Consider the following 17726-nt stretch of genomic DNA (forward strand, 5'->3'; position numbering starts at 1 on the left):
GCAGCGAGTAAGACTCTACACGAAATCGGGCATTTGCTGAAATCCGAGGGTGCCACGGCACGGGTCTAGGCTGGGACCACCGGAGACGCTGAGGAGGACCCATGACTGACCGCCCCACGCAGAGCCCTGCAGCCGTATCGAACGCCGTCGCGGCCGAGGACGAGGTGGTGCAGATCTGCCAGGACCTCATCCGGTTCGACACCTCGAACTACGGCGACGGCGCCGGGCCGGGCGAGCGCAAGGCTGCCGAGTACACGGCGGGCCTCCTGGCTGAGGTCGGGCTCGAGGCGGAGATCTTCGAGTCGGCACCGGGTCGGGCCTCCGTGGTGGCCCGCATCGAGGGGACCGACCCGGGCGCGGGCGCGCTCGTCGTCCACGGCCACCTCGACGTGGTCCCCGCCCAGAAGGAGGACTGGAGCGTCGACCCCTTCGCGGCCGAGCTCAAGGACGGCCTCGTCTGGGGCCGCGGCGCCGTGGACATGAAGGACATGGACGCCATGATCCTCTCGGTGGTCCGCGAGATGCAGCGCACCGGCACCCGGCCCAAGCGGGACCTCGTCATCGCGATGTTCGCCGACGAGGAGGCCGGGGGAGCCTACGGCGCGCGCTGGGCCGTGGACAACCGCCCCGAACTGTTCGCCGGTGCCACCGAGGCGATCAGTGAGGTCGGCGGGTTCTCCGCCCAGATCGGCGGCAAACGCGCCTACCTCCTCCAGACGGCGGAGAAGGGCCTCGGGTGGCTGAGCCTCAAGGCCAGCGGCCGCGCCGGCCACGGGTCGCAGGTCAACGATGACAACGCAGTGACGCGTCTTGCCCGCGCCGTGGCCAGGATCGGCGACTACACCTGGCCCATCGAGCTCACCGACACGACCCGGCGGTTCCTCGACGGCGTCACCGAGCTCACGGGGGTCGAGTTCGACCCGGACAACCCGGAGATCCTCCTCAAGGAGCTCGGCACGGTGGCGAGGTTCGTCGGTGCCACCCTGCAGAACACCTCGAATCCCACAGTCCTCAAGGCCGGCTACAAGGACAACGTCGTCCCCGGGGCGGCCGAAGCCCGCATCGACACCCGTACCCTCCCGGGTCAGGACGAGCTCCTGCTTGCCAAGCTCAAGGAGCTCGCCGGCGAGGGCGTCGAGTTCAGCTACGTGCACCACGACGTCTCGCTCGAGACTCCCTTCGAGGGCCCGCTCGTCGAGGCGATGGTGGGCGCGCTCGAGGCCGAGGACCCGGACGCGGTCGTGCTCCCGTACACCCTCTCGGGCGGCACGGACAACAAGTCCCTCAGCCGCCTCGGCATCACCGGCTACGGCTTCGCCCCGCTCCAGCTTCCCGCGGACCTCGACTTCCCGGCGATGTTCCACGGCGTCGACGAGCGCGTCCCCGCCGAGTCGCTTCGCTTCGGCACCCGGGTCCTCCGCCGCCTGCTCACCACCTACTGAGACCCGCCAGAGGGAGAGAACCATGCCGCTGGACCCCGAGGCCGTCCTCCCCGACACCCTGCTGGAGGAGATCCGCTCGCGCGCGGTGGGCTACGACGAGCGCAACGAGTTCCCGCATGAGGACTTCGACGCCCTCGTCGCGGTCGATTACCTCAAGGCGTTCGTCCCCCAGGCCGAGGGCGGGCTGGGAGCCGGCCTGGCCGACGTCGTGCGCCTCCAGCGCCGCCTCGCCGCAGCTGCGCCCGCCACGGCGCTTGCGGTCAATATGCACCTCGTCTGGACGGGCGTGGCCAAGGTCTTCGCCGACCGCGGGGACGCGAGCCTTGACTTCGTCCTGCGCGAGGCCGCAGCCGGCGAGGTCTTCGCGTTCGGGATCTCGGAGGCCGGCAACGACTTCGTGCTCTTCGACGCCAACACCGTCGCCGAGCCCACGCACGACGGCGGGTACCTCCTCACGGGGACGAAGATCTTCACGTCCCTGGCCCCCGTGTGGACCCGCCTCGGCACCTTCGGCAAGGATGCGAGCGGAGACGAGCCCTGCCTCGTGTACGGATTTGTGGACCGCGACGCTCCCGGCTGGCGCCACGTCGAGGACTGGGACACGCTCGGCATGCGTGCCAGCCAGTCATACTCGACGGTCCTGGAGGGCGCTGTGCTCCGCCCCGAGCGCGTCATCCGGCGCATCCCGGTGGGTCCGAGCCCGGATCTGCTGATCTTCGCGATCTTCGCGTGCTTCGAGACACTCCTGGCCGCGGTCTACACCGGCATCGCCGAGCGCGGGCTCGAGCTGGCCGTCGCAGCCGCGCACCGGCGGAAGTCAGCTCGCAACGGCGGCCGGCCCTATGCCCAGGACCCCGACATCCGCTGGCAGGTGGCCGAGATGGGCCTCGCCGTCGACGCGATCCTGCCCCAGCTGGGCACGGTAGCGGCCGACGTCGATGCCCTCGTCGACAGGGGTCCGCGCTGGTTCCCGGCACTGAGCGGACTCAAGCACCGGGCCACCGAGACCGCCCGCGCGGTGCTCGACGGCGCCATGAGGGTCGGGGGAGGAGCGGCCTACTTCAGGGGAAGCGAGCTCGAACGGCTGTACCGGGACGCGGCCGCAGGCGTGTACCACCCGTCCGACCCGGAGTCCGCGCACGCGAGCGTCGCCGCCGCGCTGCTGGGCCCCCTCGAGGACTGACGCCGGCGCAGGCCGACGTCCGCGGCCCGCCTTACGCGGTGCGCTCGACGAGCATGATCTTCCGACGCAGCCAGTACTGGCGCCCGCCGCCCATGTAGAGGCGGCTGCGCTCGAGTTCCCAGCGTCCGTACTCGGAGTGCTCGCGCACGCGCTGCCGGGCGTCCGCCACGGAATCCCCCGGCGCGACCGAGAGGACCAGGTACTCGTACTGCCTGCCCGGGCCCGCTGCGCGGTCCGGCATCGTGGTGAGGATCCGTTCCTTCATGGCCCTCGCTTCCTCCTGCTGCGTCGACTGGACGAACCTCGCGTCAGGTCCCCGGCGGGTCCCCGGACACGTCCCTAGGCACGCCCTCTCATTCAGACTACCGTGGCACCCATGAGCATTGACCCGCGCGTGGCCCTCGGTTCGCTGACGGCTGCACTGGAGGAGCACCTGGTGGCGGCGTCATCCCGCCGCGGCGACGACGACCCGGCGGTGGAGTCCGCCTTCTTCGCCATCGCCGACGCCTTCGAGGCCTACGCGGACGCGCTCTACGACGCCTACGGGGAGGACCTCCCCATCGACCTCCTCGACTCGGACGACGACGACGATGACGACGACGAGGATGAGGACGACGACGACGAGTCCAGCGAGGAGGACGAGGACGACGACGAGGACGCCGCGCGCGAAGGTGGCGGCGCCTGACGGCCTCGCCGTGCGGCGGCACCGCCTGAGGGGCGCGGGCGCGGCGGCCCACTAGAGTGGCCCCGTGAATTACCTCGAAGCCGCCTTCCTCGGCCTCATCCAAGGGCTGACCGAGTTCCTCCCGATCTCCTCGAGCGCACACCTGCGCATCGTGGGGGAGTTCCTGCCCAACGCGGAGGACCCCGGGGCGGCATTCACCGCGATCACCCAGCTCGGCACCGAGACGGCCGTCATCATCTACTTCTGGCGCGACATCGTCCGCATCATCGGCGCCTGGTTCGCCTCCCTGACCGGCAGGATCCCGCGCAACGACCCCGATGCCCGCATGGGCTGGCTCGTGATCATCGGAAGCGTGCCGATCGTCATCCTCGGCCTGCTCTTCCAGGACCAGATCGAAACGGTCTTCCGCAGCCTGTGGCTGACGGCGACCACCCTCATCGTCTTCGGGCTCATCCTCGCGACCGCGGACGCCCTCGGCCGGCACGTGCGCACCCTGGACCGCCTCGGCACCCGCCACGGCGTCATCTACGGCTTCGCCCAGGCCCTCGCCCTCATCCCCGGCGTGTCCCGCTCAGGCGGCACCATCACCGCGGGCCTGTTCATGGGCTACACGCGGGAGGCCGCCGCGCGGTACTCGTTCCTGCTCGCGATCCCGGCAGTCTTCGGCTCGGGCCTGTACCAGCTGGCCAAGAGCCTCCGCGACGGCTTCGGCAGCGGTCCCTACGGCCTCGGCGAGACGGCCGTGGCCACCGTGATCGCCTTCGTTGTGGGGTTCGTCATCATCGGCTGGTTCATGCGCTACATCTCCTCGCGCTCGTACCGCCTGTTCGTCTGGTACCGGATCGGTCTGGGTGCCGCCCTGTACGTGCTCCTCGGTTTCGGTGTCATCTCGGCCGGGCACTAGGCTGGTGAGGTGAAAACTTGGAGGCAGACCCCCGTTCCACAGCTGCCCGGGACGAGCGGCTCGATCCGGCTGTTTGATTCCCGGCTCCGGGACACGGTCGAGATCCCTGCCGCCCCCGAGCAGTCGTTCTACGTCTGCGGCATCACGCCCTACGACGCAACGCATCTCGGCCATGCCTCCACCTATGTGGCCTTCGACCTCCTCAACCGCGTGTGGCGCGACGCGGGAAGCACCGTGAAGTACGTGCAGAACACGACCGACGTCGACGACCCGCTCCTCGAGCGGGCCGACGCCACCGGCGTTGACTGGCGGACGCTCGCGCACCAGCAGATCGCGCTGTTCCAGTCCGACATGGAAGCGCTGCATGTGCTCGCCCCCGACCACTACATCGGCGCGGTCGAGTCGATCCCGTGGATCATCCCCGAGGTCGAGAAGCTCCTCGATGCGGGCCTCGCATACCAGCTCGCCGGAGCCGAAGGCGAACCGGACGGCGACGTCTACTACGACGTCACGGAGGCCACCCGCCGTGCAGACTCGCCGGACGCCTGGAGGCTCGGCCACGTCTCGCATCTGACCGTCGCCGAGATGATCGAGGTCTTCGGCGACCGCGGCGGCGACCCCGAGCGGCCCGGCAAGCACAGCCCGCTCGATCCGATCCTCTGGCGCGAGGCGCGCCTCGGCGAGCCGCACTGGGACGGGGGGACCCTCGGCCCCGGCCGGCCGGGATGGCACATCGAGTGCACGGTGATCGCACGGAAGTTCCTCCCAGCCCCGTTCACGGTCCAGGGGGGCGGCTCAGACCTCGCCTTCCCGCACCACGAGATGGGGGCCGGCCACGCCTGGAGCATGGACCACGTGCCCCTCGCCCGGCACTTCGCCCACACGGGCATGGTGGGCTACGAGGGCGAGAAGATGAGCAAGTCCCGCGGAAACCTGGTCCTGGTGTCGAAGCTCCGCGCCGCCGGCGTCGACCCCGCCGCGATCCGCCTCGCGATCCTCGCCCACCACTACCGCTCCGACTGGGAGTGGACCGACGAGCTGCTCGACGCCTCGGTGCGCCGGCTCGAGAACTGGCGCGGCGCCGTCGTGCGCGCCCTGCCCGGCTCCGCCGAACCGCTCCTGGCGGAGATCCGCGGTGCCCTCGCCGATGACCTGGACGCACCGCGCGCCCTCGCTGCGGTCGACAAGTGGGCCGACGACTGCGCGGCCAGCACTCCGGGCGGCCCGGAGACGGACGACGGCGCGCTGGTCACCGCGGCGGTCGACGCGCTGCTCGGCGTGGCGCTCTAGCCACGCCGCCCCCGGGCGCGCTCAGCCGAGGTCGCGCCCGGGGCCTTCCTTGCCGCGGCGCTTGAGGTACCGCTCGAACTCCCGCGCGATCGACTCGCCCGTGGCCTCGGGGAGATCGGCCGTGTCCTTGGCCTCTTCGAGCTGGTGGATGTAGGCGGCGACCTCGGGGTCCTCGGTGGCGAGCTCGTTGACGCCGCGCTCCCACGCCTCGGCATCCTCCGCGAGCTCGTTGGTATCGAGCGGGATCTGGAGCATCTCCTCGATCCGGTGGAGCAGGGCCAGCTGCGCCTTGGGCGACGGCGCCTGGGCGACGTAGTGCGGCACGGCCGCCCACAGGGACACGGTCGGCGTGCCGTGGTGGTCCGCGGCGTCAGCGAACACGCCGACGATCCCCGTCGGACCCTCGTACTGGGACGCCTCGAGGGAGAGCCGCTCGCGCAGCTCGTCATTCTCGCTGGTCGCCGTCACCGGGATGGGCCGCGAGTGCGGGACGTCGGCCAGCAGCGCCCCGACCACCACGAGGTAGTCCACGTCGAGGTCCTCGACGTACTCCAGCAGCTCCTCGATGAACGCACGCCACCGGTACGAGGGCTCGGTGCCCTGCACGAACACCAGATCCACCGGATGGCCCGGGACGCGGGCGGTCGAGACCTTCGTGGTGGGCCACTTGATACGGCGCCGCCCCGAACCCGAGCGGCGCACGGTCGGGCGGGTGAACTGGAAGTCGTAGTAGTCGTCGGCCTCGATCGCGCCCACCTTCTGGGCATCGAACTGCCGACGCAGGAACCTCAGCGCATCGCTCGCGGCCTCGCCGGCGTCGTTCCAGCCCTCGAAGGCTGCGAGCATGACGGTCACGCGCTCGCCCTCGGCCGGGAGCGCGAAGAGGCCCGGGTGCGGGGCCGGTGCATCGGCGTCGAACTCGTTCATCGCACCAGACTAGCGCCAGCCGCCGGAGGGCCATCGGAAGCCACCGTAGACTGGTGCATATGCGTCTCCCTGCCGACAACTCCGCCGACAGCCCTGTGTCCAGCCAGCTCGCGCCGCTCCGTGCCGTCCTGTGGGACATGGACGGCACCCTCGTCGACACCGAGCCCTATTGGATCACGGCCGAGCGCGAGCTCGTCGAGCGGTTCGGCGGGAAGTGGAGCCATGAACAGGCCATGCGCCTTGTCGGCCAGGCGCTCCCGACGTCCGCCCGCCTCCTGCAGGACGGGGGCGTCCGGATGGACGTCCGCGAGATCATCGACACGCTCACCGAGCGGGTCGTCGAGCAGCTCGGCAGCGCCGTGCCCTGGCGCCCCGGTGCGCGCGAGCTCCTGGCTGGGCTCCGAGAGGCCGGCGTGGCGTGCGCCCTGGTGACGATGTCCGAGGCGCCCATGGCGCACCGCATCGTCGACCACCTGCCCGAGGGAACCTTCTCGGCTGTCGTGACCGGCGACCTCGTCGCCAACGGCAAGCCGCACCCCGAGCCGTACCTGCGGGGGATCGAGCTCCTCGACGCCGAGCTCGGGGGCCTCGAGGCGGCCGAATGCGTGGCCATCGAGGACTCGACCCCCGGCGCGACCTCCGCGACCGCCGCGAACCTGGCCACCGTCGTCGTGCCGAACGCCCTCGCGGTTCCTGTGCACCTCGGCATGGAGCACTGGGGGACCCTCGCGGGCCGCACCCCGGCAGACCTCGCGATGACCCTCCGAGCGGCCATCGAGGCGGCGTCCGTCGGAGACCCCGCGTGAGCGGCGGCCACGAGGCCGAGAACCGGCGCGAGGGGATCCCCCTCGGACGCATCGCGGGCGTTCCCATCGTCCTCGCCTACTCCTGGTTCCTCATCGCCGCGTTCACGGTGGTGGTCTACGGGCCGACGCTGCAGTCGCGGCAGCCCCAGCTCGGGGCGGCGGCCTACCTCGTAGCCTTCGCGTACGCCGTCCTGCTGCTTGCGTCGGTGCTGGTCCACGAACTCGCCCACGCACTCACGGCGCGGGCGTTCGGCTGGCCGAGCCAGAAGATCGTGCTGAACCTGTGGGGCGGCCATACTCAGTTCGAGTCCTTCACCGCATCTCCGGGGAAGTCGGTCGTCGTCGCGCTGGCCGGACCCGCCGCGAACTTCGTCCTCGCCGGCGCGGGGTGGCTGGTGGTCACGACGGTGCACCTGACGGGTGTCGCCGACATCCTCGTGAACATCTTCCTGTGGGCCAACTTCCTCATCGCGGTCTTCAATGTCCTGCCCGGCCTGCCGCTCGACGGCGGCCGCATCGTGGAGAGCGCCGTGTGGAAGGCAACGGGCTCCCAGGAGAAGGGCACCATCGCCGCCGGCTGGACCGGCCGCGCGATCGTGATCGGGCTCGTGCTCTTCGCCGTGGTGGTGCCGATGGCAAGCGGTGCCTCGCCGGACCTGCCCTTCATGATGGTCACACTCCTCGTCGCCATGTTCCTGTGGCAGGGAGCGTCGGCCTCGATCCGGCACGCGGGGTTCCGCACGCGCCTGCCAGCCGTGGTCGCCGGGCGTCTGGCCGTGCCCGCAGTCGGCGTGCCGAACTTCGCCACCGTCGAGCAGGCCCTGCAGGCTGGCGCATCCGCGGGGACCGCCGTCGTGCTCTGCGCACCGGACGGGAAGCCCCAGGGTGTGGTCGACCCCAGCGCGGTCGCCCGCGTCCCCGAGACAGCATGGTCGACGACGCCCGTCACCGCCGTCGGGTACGCCCTGGCCCCGGGGGCGTACGTCCCTGACACCGCCGGCGGCCAGGAGCTCATCCAGTACCTCGCCAAGCTCTCGGGCACCGAGTACGCGGTGGTCGACGGGGCCGGGCGTGTCGTGGGGCTCCTGAACCAGCGCGACGTCGTCGCGGCCATCTCCGGCCGTCCCGCCCGCTAGTCCGGGCACCTTTGAGAAAGGACACCATGAGCCTGAGCACCCAGCACACCGCCGCGGAAGGACCCACGGGGGCGGCGCAGCGCCGCGGGCCGTTCCGTGTCGGCGAGCGCGTGCAGCTGACCGACGAGCGAGGGCGGATGAACACCATCACGCTGGCTGAGGGCGGCGCGTTCCACACCCACAAGGGATTCCTCAACCACTCCGAGATCATCGGCAGGCCCGACGGGTCCGTGGTGACGAACACGGCCGGGCACCAGTACCAGGCCCTGCGGCCGCTGCTGAGCGACTTCGTCCTCTCGATGCCGCGCGGCGCCGCTGTGGTCTACCCCAAGGACGCCGGGCAGATCGTGACCATGGCGGACATCTTCCCCGGTGCGCGCGTCGTCGAGGCAGGCGTCGGCTCCGGCGCGCTCTCCATCTCGCTCCTGCGGGCCGTGGGCGACGGGGGCTACCTCCACTCGTTCGAGCGGCGCCAGGAGTTCGCCGACATCGCACGCGGCAACGTCGAGACGATCTTCGGCGGTCCGCACCCCGCGTGGCGGATCTCCCTCGGCGACTTCCAGGACGAAGTGGTCAAGGCTGAGGAGACCGGCAGCGTGGACCGCGTGGTGCTGGACATGCTTGCGCCCTGGGAGTGCCTTGACGCCGTGGCCACCGTCCTCGCGCCGGGAGGCGTGTGGATCAACTACGTGGCGACCGCCACCCAGCTGTCCCGGACCGCGGAGGCGATCCGGGCCGACGGCCGCTTCACGGAGCCCGATGCGTGGGAGTCCATGGTGCGCGGCTGGCACCTCGAGGGGCTCGCGGTGCGGCCCGAGCACCGCATGGTGGGCCACACCGGCTTCCTCCTCGTGACCCGCCGGCTCGCGGAGGGGGTCGAGCCCCTCGTGCGCAAGAAGCGGAACAAGGCCGAGTTCAGCGAGGAGGACCTCAACGCCTGGACCCCCGAGTCGGTGGGGGAGCGGCAGGTCTCCGACCGCAAGCTCCGGCGCGCCGCCCGCGACGCGAGGGCCGGATCTCCGGAGGCCTGACCCCCCGTTGTCCACCATCCGGAAACCCTGATGTAACTCTTCGGTTCCAAGCGTCTCCCTGACTCAGCACGAGGCGAAAGGCGCGCTAGTGTCGTTTCATGAGGGCGCATCCGGGCAGGTTCCGGATGCAGGGTGGCCGCTAGCCAGCCGCCCGTGTCGAAGAGGATGTGAGACGCGATGGTGGACAACGAACAGGCCGGACCGGGCCACGAGCCCGTCCCGCCCGCTGCACATGCCGAGCAGCTGAGCATCGCGGAACGGCAGATCAACGTGCTCCGCGACAAGCTCCGGGCGGTCGACCGGCAGCTGGCCGCAGCCACCGGGAACAACTCGCGCATGACCGAGATGCTCCAGGCGGCCAAGGCGGAGATCGTCAGGCTCAAGGCTGCGCTCGAGCACGAGGGCCAGCCGCCCTACAGCTTCGGCAGCATCGTCCAGCTCAACCGAAAGCGTCCGGCTGGCGGAGCCTCGACCGCGGTCACCGACGAGAGCGTCGACGTCGTCACCTCGGGCCGCAAGATGCGCGTGGGACTCAGCCCGCTCGTCTCCCTGAATGAGCTCAGCGTGGGCCAGGAGGTCCTCCTCAATGAGGCCTTCGAGGTCGTGGCTGGTCTCGGCTTCGAACGCTCCGGCGAACTCGTGACCATCAAGGAGCTCCTCGGCAACGACCGGGTCCTGGTGATCGGACGCGGCGACGAGGAGCGCGTCCTGCGGCTGGCGGGCCCGCTCCAGCTCGAGCACCTGCGCGTCGGAGACGCCGTGGCGGTGGACAACCGCACGGGCTGCGCGATCGAGAAGGTGCCGCGCTCCGAGGTCGAGAATCTCGTGCTCGAAGAAGTGCCGGACATCAGCTACTCCGACATCGGCGGCCTCGCCTCGCAGATCGAGCAGATCCGCGACGCCGTCGAGCTCCCGTTCCTCCACCCGGACCTCTACCGTGAGCACGGCCTGAAGGCGCCCAAGGGCATCCTCCTGTACGGCCCTCCGGGCTGCGGAAAGACCCTCATCGCGAAGGCTGTCGCCAATTCCCTCGCGGTCCGGGCCTCGGAACGTCCTGGAGCGCAGGACGTCAAGAGCTACTTCCTGAACATCAAGGGCCCCGAGCTCCTCGACAAGTACGTCGGCGAGACGGAGCGGCACATCCGCCTCATCTTCTCCCGCGCCCGGGAGAAGGCCTCGGACGGCAGCCCGGTCGTGGTGTTCTTCGACGAGATGGACTCGCTGTTCCGCACCCGCGGCACGGGCGTGTCCTCAGACGTGGAGACAACCATCGTGCCCCAGCTGCTGAGCGAGATCGATGGCGTCGAAAGGCTCGACAACGTCATCGTCATAGGCGCGTCCAACCGCGAGGACATGATCGACCCCGCGATCCTGCGGCCCGGCCGGCTCGACGTGAAGATCAAGATCCACCGGCCAGACGCCGAGGCTGCGGCGGACATCTTCTCGAAGTACCTCACCGACGACCTGCCCATCCATGCAGAGGACCTCGCCGAGCACGGGGGCGACGCCAAGGCCACCGTCGGGATGATGATCCAGCGCACCGTCGAGGCCATGTACGCGACGGACAAGTCGACCGAGTACCTCGAGGTCACCTACGCCAACGGGGACACCGAGATTCTGTACTTCAAGGACTTCAACTCCGGGGCAGTCATCCAGAACGTCGTGGACCGCGCGAAGAAGGCCGCGATCAAGGACCTCCTCACGACGGGCTCCAAGGGCCTGCGCATGGACCACCTGCTGCGGGCTGTGGCAGACGAGTTCCGTGAGCATGAGGACATGCCCAACACGACGAACCCTGACGACTGGGCACGGATCTCTGGCAAGAAGGGCGAACGGATCACGTACATCCGCACGATCGTCCAGGGCAAGGGCGGCAGCGAGCCCGGCCGGACCATCGAGACCACGCCGAGCACCGGCCAATACCTGTAGGGAGCCGCATGAGCAGCGAGACCACCCCGTCCCTCCCCGCGGGGGGAGCCCTGCGGGTCATGGGCTCGGAGACGGAGTTCGGCATCCACGCGCCCAGCACTCCGGCCGCGAACGCGACTTACCTGTCCTCCCAGGTCATCGCGGCGTATGCGCGGCTGACCCGGCAGGCCAACGCGGCCGACTCGGGCACCCGCTGGGACTACACCGACGAGACGCCTCTGCGCGACGCGCGCGGCTTCACGGTGCCCCGGGCCGAGGCGACGCCGGACCAGCTCACTGACGCCGAGCCGATCCTCACCGCCGAGGCCGTTGCCCTGGCCCACGGCCCGGCCGAAATCGAGCTCGACGGCGACCAGGAGCCGGCGCTCATGAACCTCGTCCTCGGCAACGGGGCGAGGCTCTATGTCGACCATGCCCACCCCGAGTACTCGAGCCCGGAGGTCACCAACCCGAGGGACGCCCTCGTGTGGGACCTCGCGGGCGACGCCGTGGCCCTCGCGGCCGTGCGAGCGCTCGCCTCGGGCGGGGAGCGGGTTCCTCCCGTGAACCTGTACAAGAACAACACCGACGGGAAGGGCGCCTCGTACGGGTCCCACGAGAACTACCTCGTGCCCCGGTCGGTGCCCTTCGCAGACCTCGTCGCGGGCCTCACTCCATTCTTCGTCTCGCGCCAGCTCATCTGCGGCACGGGACGCGTGGGCCTCGGCCAGGACGGGACCGGACGCGGCTACCAGGTGTCCCAGCGAGCGGACTACTTCGAGGCTGAAGTCGGCCTCGAGACGACCATGCGCCGGCCCATCATCAACACCCGCGACGAGCCCCACGCTGTCGCGGACAAGTACCGCCGCCTCCACGTCATCGTCGGCGACGCGAACGTGAGCCATGTGGCCAACTACCTCAAGTTCGGCACGACGGCCCTCGTGCTCAGCCTCATCGAGGCGGGCCGCGCGCCGAAGATCGACGTGCACGAGCCGGTCGACGCCATGCACCGCCTCAGCCACGACACGTCCCTCACGGAGACGGTCCGGCTCATCGACGGGCGCCGCCTGACCGGCCTCGAACTCCAGTGGGCCTACTTCGAAGCGGCAGCGAAGCTGGCCGTGGACCAGGGCGTGGCCTCCGAAGAGGGCGGCGACGGTCACACCGCGGAAGTCCTCAGGCACTGGGAGCGGGCACTGACGGACCTCGGCGGCGACCAGGACGCCGCAGCGCGGTACGTCGAATGGCTCGCCAAGCTCCGCGTCCTCGAGGGCTACAGGAACCGCGACGGCCTCGAATGGGGGGACGCCCGGCTGGGGCTCGTCGACATCCAGTGGTCGGATGTACGGCCCGAACGCGGCATCGCCCTGAGGCTCGCCGCGCGCGGCTCCCTCGAGACGATGGCGGACGCCGCTGCCGTAGCTGCCGCCGTCGTCGAACCCCCCGTCGACACGCGCGCGTGGTTCCGCGGCACGAGCATCAAGAGGTTCCCCCGCAGCGTCGTGAGCGCGAGCTGGGACTCCGTGGTGTTCGCCCCGCCCGGCAGCTACCGGCTCCAGAGGGTGCCCACGCGCGAGCCGCTGCGGGGAACGAAGGCCCTCACGCACCGGCTCTTCGACGAGCACGAGAGCATCGAGGACTTCCTCGCCGCGCTGCTCGGGGACCGCCGGACGTAGGCCACTGACCCGGTCCGCGCCGCTCCGTGACACGCGCCGGAAAAGTGACAGTATAGGGAGCAGAAGGGGTCTTTCGGGACCGAGGCGCCGCCGCCCCGGCAGCGCCACAACGCAAGGAGGCGGCCATGGCCGGTCAGGAGCAGAAGAGCACGCAGCCACGCGGCGAGGAAGAGGCTGTCGACACCGACGCGCCCGCACCCGCCGCTCCCGCTGGCGCGCAGGACACCGCGAGCACCCAGGGCGTGGATGACCTTCTGGACGAGATCGACAACGTCCTCGAGACCAACGCCGAAGAGTTCGTCCGCGGCTTCGTCCAGAAGGGCGGCCAGTAGGCCCCGGTATGAACGACTTCCTCGCTGAACGCGTTGTTGCAGGCGCGACCTCGTCATTCACCGAGCATCTGGCGGCAACAAGACCAGATCTCCTTCCCTTCACCCGCAGCCTGCCCGTCGACGCCTCGGCGGTGGCCCCCCATGCCACCACGATCGTCGCGCTCGCGTTCGCCGGGGGAGTCCTGATGGGCGGTGACCGGCGCGCAACCATGGGCAACATCATCGCGAGCCGGCACATCGAGAAGGTCTTCCCCGCCGACCGGTTCTCCGTGCTCGGGATCGCGGGGACTGCCGGGATCGCCATCGACATCGCCCGCCTCTTCCAGGTCGAACTCGAGCACTACGAGAAGATCGAGGGCACGCTCCTGAGCCTCGAGGGCAAGGCCACCCGCCTCGGGGCGATGGTCCGTGGAAACCTCCCGCTCGCGCTTCAGGGCCTTGCCGCCGTCCCGCTCTTCGCCGGCTTCGACCTCGAGAGCGGTGTGGGGCGCCTCTTTTCCTACGACGTCACCGGCGGACGGTACGAGGAGATCGAGCACCACTCGGTGGGCTCCGGCTCGATGTTCGCCCGCGGCGCTCTCAAGAAGCTCTGGCGGCCGGGGCTGTCCGAGGAGGACGCCGTCCACGTGGCCGTCGAGTCGCTCTACGATGCGGCGGACGACGACTCCGCCACCGGCGGACCCGACCCCGTGCGCCAGCTGTGGCCCGTGGTCTACACCGTGACGCGCTCGGGAAGCCGGCGTGTCAGCGAACGGGAGCTCGCGGCCGTCGCGGCAGACGTCATTGCCCAGCGGAGCACCGCAGGACGGGAGGCCTGACATGACCCAGCCGTTCTACGTCTCGCCCGAGCAGCTCATGAAGGACCGGGCAGACTTCGCCCGCAAGGGCATCGCCCGGGGCCGCTCCGTCGTCGTCGTCAGCTGCCGCGACGGCATCGCCCTCGTCGCCGAGAACCCATCGCCGTCCCTGCACAAGATCGGCGAGATCTATGACAAGATCGCCTTCGCTGCGGTCGGCAAGTACAACGAGTTCGAGAGCCTGCGCCAGGCCGGCGTGCGGTACGCGGACGTCCGCGGGTACTCCTACGACCGCGAGGATGTCACGGGACGCGGGCTCGCGAGCGTGTACGCGCAGAGCCTCGGCGCCGTCTTCACGGCGGAGCAGAAGCCCTTCGAGGTCGAGCTCACCGTTGCCGAGGTCGGCAGCGATGTCGACCACGACCACCTCTTCAGGCTCACATTCGACGGCTCGATTGCCGATGAGCGCCGCTTCGTCGTCATGGGCGGCGCCGCCGAGCGGGTCGCCGAGGCTGTGATCGGCGGGTGGACTTCCGAGGCCTCCTTCGGGGAGGCGATCAGGCTCGCGGCCCGCGCGCTCCGCGAGGACCGTACCGAGCCGCTGACCTTCGAGGTAGCGGTGCTGGACCGCGACTCCGAAACCGCGCGCGGCTCGCGGCGCGCCTTCCGCCGGGTCTTCCCGGACGAGCTGGCCGGGATACTCGACGGCGACGACGCGCTCGGCGCGCCGGGACGGGCCTGAGCCGTGGACCGCAGGATCTACGGCGTCGAAACAGAGTTCGGGATCGCCTACTCGAGTCCCCAGGGCCGGCCGCTGGCGCCGGAGGAGGTGGCACGGTACCTGTTCCGCAAGGTCGTGAGCTGGGGCAGGTCCTCCAACGTCTTCCTCGGCAACGGCTCGCGCCTGTACCTCGACGTGGGCTCGCACCCCGAGTACGCCACTGCCGAGTGCGACGACATCGCGCAGCTCATCGCGCACGACCGCGCGGGGGAGCGCATCCTGGTCGACCTGATCCAGGAGGCCGAGTCGCGGCTGGCCGAGGAGGGCTTCGACGGCCACGTCTACCTCTTCAAGAACAACACGGACACTGCCGGGAACTCCTACGGGAGCCACGAGAACTACCTCATCCCGCGCCGCACCGAGTTCTCACGCCTTGCCGAGGTGCTCATCCCGTTCCTCGTCACGCGGCAGCTGCTGTGCGGCGCCGGCAAGGTCCTCCGCACCGCCCAGGGCCCTGTGTACGCGTTCTCCCAGCGCGCAGACCACATCTGGGAAGGCCTGTCGTCGGCCACCACCCGGTCCCGCCCCATCATCAACACCCGGGACGAGCCGCACGCCGACGCAGAGCACTACCGCAGGCTCCACGTGATCGTCGGTGACTCGACGATGTCCGAGACCACGACCATGATGAAGCTCGGCACTGTGGACCTGGTGCTCCGCATGATCGAAGCGGGCACGATCATGCGGGACATGCGCATGGAGAATCCCATCCGCAGCATCCGCGAGATCTCCCATGACGTCACCGGGGCGGCGCCGATCCGCCTCGCGAACGGGCAGCAGACCACGGCCCTCGCGATGCAGCGGACCTATCTGGAGAAGGCCCAGAAGTTCGTCGTCGAGAACGGGGCGCACACCCCGCACGTCGAGCGCATCCTCGGACTCTGGGAGCGCACGCTCGACGCGATCGAGAGCCAGGACACGCGGGGCATCGACACCGAAGTTGACTGGGCCATCAAGAAGAAGCTCATCGACCGGTACTGCGAAAGCCACGGCGTAGACCTCGACTCAGCGCGGGTCGCACAGCTGGATTTGACCTACCATGACATCAGCCCGGACCGCGGGCTGTTCTTCCTCCTGCAGAGGCGCGGGGCAGCGGCGCGCGTCGTCGACGAGGCGGCGATCGCCAACGCGGTCCAGAACCCACCGCAGTCCACGCGGGCTCGGCTGCGGGGGAGGTTCGTCAAGGCGGCGCAGGCAGCCGGCGTCGACTACACCGTCGACTGGGTCCACCTCAAGCTCAACGACAGGGCCCACCACACGATCCTCTGCAAGGATCCGTTCGCCAACGAGGACCCGCGCGTGGACGAGCTCCTGGACACGCTCAGGCCCTTCACAGGCTGAAACGGTAGGCTTGGACAGGCCGTATCGGCCTGTCCGCCGCCACCGTGGCGTGGCGGGAACCCCCACAGGAAGTTGATCAGTGCGCCGAATCATCGCCCTGCTGCTGCCGCTTGCCCTGCTCGTGGCCGGCTGCGCGAGTACCCCGTCCGCCCCCACGCCGTCCAGCGCCGGGCAGGTCGCAGCCCTCGACTCGCTCAAGGTCACCCCCGGGGACAAGGCTCCGGCCGTGGACTTCGCCAAGCCGCTCGCCGTCAACGAGGAGACGATCAAGGTCGTCCAGGACGGCGACGGCGACGCCGTCAAGGCAGGCCAGACGGTCGAGATCGGCTACGTGGCGCTCAGCGGCGCCGACGGCACCGTCTACGAGGACACGTTCTCCTCCGGGAATACGGAGAAGCTCGAGCTCTCCGACGAGCTCAAGTCCGGCAACGCAGCCGTGTACAACGGGTTCGTCGGGGCCAAGGTGGGCTCCTACCTCGCCTACGCGACCCCCGCCCAGGCGAGCCAGGCGCAGGCCGGCGCGTCGCCGTCGGCCTCCCCGTCCGCCGCGCCGTCGTCCACGCTGCTGGTCATCAAGGTCATCTCCGCGAAGGACACCCCCCAGCCGCTGTCCAAGCCCGAGGGCGACACCGTCACCGACCTCCCCGCCGGCCTCCCCAAGGTCACCCAGGACGACAAGGGCGTCCCGCAGGTCGACGTCGCCGGGGCAGCGAAGCCGACCGCGCTCGTCTCGCAGGACCTCATCAAGGGCCACGGCGACACCGTCAAGGAGACCGACTCCATCGTCGCGAACTACGTCGGCGTGAACCTCTCCGACGGCACCAAGTTCGACTCGAGCTACGACCGCGGCCAGAGCGCGACCTTCAGCCTCCAGGGAGTCATCCAGGGCTGGACCAAGGGCCTCGCCGGCAAGACCGTCGGCTCCCGCGTGCTCCTCGTCATCCCGGCCGCCCTCGCCTATGGTGATCAGGGACAGGGCCAGGCCAAGGGTGACCTCGTGTTCGTCGTGGACATCCTGGGCATCAAGTAGCCTTCAGCGCATCACCCGACCCAGCACCTACACCAGGGAGGCACCATGTCCTTCGGACAGCGCCAGTACGACCGCCAGAAGCCCGAGATCGAGTTCCCAGAGGGCGACGTCCCGACCGAGCTCAAGATCGTCGACCTCATCGAGGGCGACGGCCGCGAGGCCACCGCGGGCGACACCGTCTCGACCCACTACGTGGGCGTCGCCTGGTCCACCGGCGAGGAGTTCGACTCGTCCTGGAACCGCGGCACCCCGCTCGACTTCCGCGTCGGCGTCGGCCAGGTCATCCAGGGCTGGGACCAGGGCCTCCTCGGGATGAAGGTCGGCGGCCGCCGCCGCCTCGAGATCCCCTCCGAGCTCGCCTACGGCTCCCGTGGGGCCGGCGGCGCGATCAAGCCGAACGAGGCGCTCATCTTCGTCGTGGACCTCGTCGGCGTGCGCTGAGGCGCGGCACCGCACG

18 protein-coding genes are annotated in these 17726 nt (G+C 70.0%); 16 read left to right on the forward strand and 2 right to left on the reverse strand.

Annotated elements, in window-relative coordinates:
• Positions 1–101 precede the first annotated feature (101 nt).
• Both ABD298_RS02445 and ABD298_RS02450 read left to right on the forward strand, forming a co-directional pair.
• The gene (locus tag ABD298_RS02445) at positions 102–1442 is read left to right on the forward strand and encodes a M20/M25/M40 family metallo-hydrolase (protein WP_344298104.1); all 1341 of its coding nucleotides are present in this window, start codon (positions 102–104) and stop codon (positions 1440–1442) included.
• 28 nt (positions 1443–1470) lie between these two features.
• A complete protein-coding gene (locus ABD298_RS02450; RefSeq protein ID WP_344298164.1) occupies positions 1471–2625 on the forward strand; it encodes an acyl-CoA dehydrogenase family protein in 1155 nt (384 codons plus the stop codon).
• 31 nt (positions 2626–2656) lie between these two features.
• Here ABD298_RS02450 and ABD298_RS02455 read toward each other — a convergent pair whose 3' ends face one another.
• Positions 2657–2890 (reverse strand): DUF5703 family protein, encoded by a 234-nt coding sequence (locus tag ABD298_RS02455; RefSeq protein ID WP_344298105.1) that lies wholly within the window; start codon positions 2888–2890, stop codon positions 2657–2659.
• Between the two features lie 111 nt (positions 2891–3001).
• Here ABD298_RS02455 and ABD298_RS02460 point away from each other — a divergent pair, with 111 nt between their 5' ends.
• The 3 genes from ABD298_RS02460 (at position 3002) to mshC (ending at position 5504) form a co-directional block, all read left to right on the forward strand.
• Positions 3002–3310: a hypothetical protein gene (locus ABD298_RS02460; RefSeq protein ID WP_344298106.1), complete on the forward strand. Its 309-nt coding sequence runs from the start codon at positions 3002–3004 to the stop codon at positions 3308–3310.
• A 64-nt stretch (positions 3311–3374) separates the two neighbouring features.
• On the forward strand, positions 3375–4214 hold the full coding sequence (locus ABD298_RS02465; RefSeq protein ID WP_208712530.1) for an undecaprenyl-diphosphate phosphatase: 840 nt from the start codon (positions 3375–3377) through the stop codon (positions 4212–4214).
• A 9-nt stretch (positions 4215–4223) separates the two neighbouring features.
• Complete coding sequence (gene mshC, locus ABD298_RS02470; RefSeq protein ID WP_344298107.1) at positions 4224–5504, forward strand: cysteine--1-D-myo-inosityl 2-amino-2-deoxy-alpha-D-glucopyranoside ligase; 1281 nt, start codon at positions 4224–4226, stop codon at positions 5502–5504.
• A gap of 21 nt (positions 5505–5525) precedes the next feature.
• Here the strand turns inward: mshC and ABD298_RS02475 are convergent, their stop codons facing one another.
• The gene (locus ABD298_RS02475; RefSeq protein ID WP_344298108.1) at positions 5526–6431 is read right to left on the reverse strand and encodes a PAC2 family protein; all 906 of its coding nucleotides are present in this window, start codon (positions 6429–6431) and stop codon (positions 5526–5528) included.
• A 59-nt stretch (positions 6432–6490) separates the two neighbouring features.
• On the opposite strand from ABD298_RS02475, the gene ABD298_RS02480 reads away from it, so the two are divergent.
• From ABD298_RS02480 to ABD298_RS02530, 11 genes are all read left to right on the forward strand, one after another.
• Positions 6491–7237 carry an HAD family hydrolase gene (locus tag ABD298_RS02480; RefSeq protein WP_344298109.1) on the forward strand — a complete coding sequence of 249 codons (747 nt, stop codon included), beginning with the start codon at positions 6491–6493 and terminating at the stop codon, positions 7235–7237.
• Entirely contained in the window at positions 7234–8373 is a 1140-nt protein-coding gene (locus ABD298_RS02485; protein WP_344298110.1) for a site-2 protease family protein, read from the forward strand. Before ABD298_RS02480 ends, ABD298_RS02485 begins: the two co-directional genes overlap by 4 nt.
• A 26-nt stretch (positions 8374–8399) precedes the next feature.
• Positions 8400–9404, forward strand: a complete 1005-nt coding sequence (locus tag ABD298_RS02490) for a tRNA (adenine-N1)-methyltransferase (protein WP_344298111.1) — start codon at positions 8400–8402, stop codon at positions 9402–9404.
• Positions 9405–9581: 177 nt separating this feature from the next.
• Positions 9582–11333 (forward strand): proteasome ATPase, encoded by a 1752-nt coding sequence (arc, locus tag ABD298_RS02495; RefSeq protein WP_344298112.1) that lies wholly within the window; start codon positions 9582–9584, stop codon positions 11331–11333.
• Positions 11334–11341: 8 nt separating this feature from the next.
• Positions 11342–12988 (forward strand): depupylase/deamidase Dop, encoded by a 1647-nt coding sequence (dop, locus tag ABD298_RS02500; RefSeq protein ID WP_344298113.1) that lies wholly within the window; start codon positions 11342–11344, stop codon positions 12986–12988.
• A 125-nt stretch (positions 12989–13113) separates the two neighbouring features.
• A complete protein-coding gene (locus ABD298_RS02505) occupies positions 13114–13320 on the forward strand; it encodes a ubiquitin-like protein Pup (RefSeq protein ID WP_208712538.1) in 207 nt (68 codons plus the stop codon).
• A gap of 8 nt (positions 13321–13328) precedes the next feature.
• A complete protein-coding gene (prcB, locus tag ABD298_RS02510) occupies positions 13329–14138 on the forward strand; it encodes a proteasome subunit beta (protein ID WP_344298114.1) in 810 nt (269 codons plus the stop codon).
• A 1-nt stretch (position 14139) separates the two neighbouring features.
• A complete protein-coding gene (gene prcA, locus ABD298_RS02515; RefSeq protein ID WP_344298115.1) occupies positions 14140–14859 on the forward strand; it encodes a proteasome subunit alpha in 720 nt (239 codons plus the stop codon).
• A 3-nt stretch (positions 14860–14862) separates the two neighbouring features.
• The gene (gene pafA / locus ABD298_RS02520) at positions 14863–16239 is read left to right on the forward strand and encodes a Pup--protein ligase (RefSeq protein ID WP_344298116.1); all 1377 of its coding nucleotides are present in this window, start codon (positions 14863–14865) and stop codon (positions 16237–16239) included.
• Between the two features lie 79 nt (positions 16240–16318).
• On the forward strand, positions 16319–17269 hold the full coding sequence (locus ABD298_RS02525) for an FKBP-type peptidyl-prolyl cis-trans isomerase (RefSeq protein WP_344298117.1): 951 nt from the start codon (positions 16319–16321) through the stop codon (positions 17267–17269).
• Between the two features lie 45 nt (positions 17270–17314).
• On the forward strand, positions 17315–17710 hold the full coding sequence (locus ABD298_RS02530) for an FKBP-type peptidyl-prolyl cis-trans isomerase (protein WP_208712543.1): 396 nt from the start codon (positions 17315–17317) through the stop codon (positions 17708–17710).
• Positions 17711–17726 lie beyond the last annotated feature (16 nt).

The sequence above is a fragment of the Sinomonas flava genome, from assembly GCF_039531875.1.
GTDB classification, from domain to species: Bacteria; Actinomycetota; Actinomycetes; order Actinomycetales; family Micrococcaceae; genus Sinomonas; species Sinomonas flava.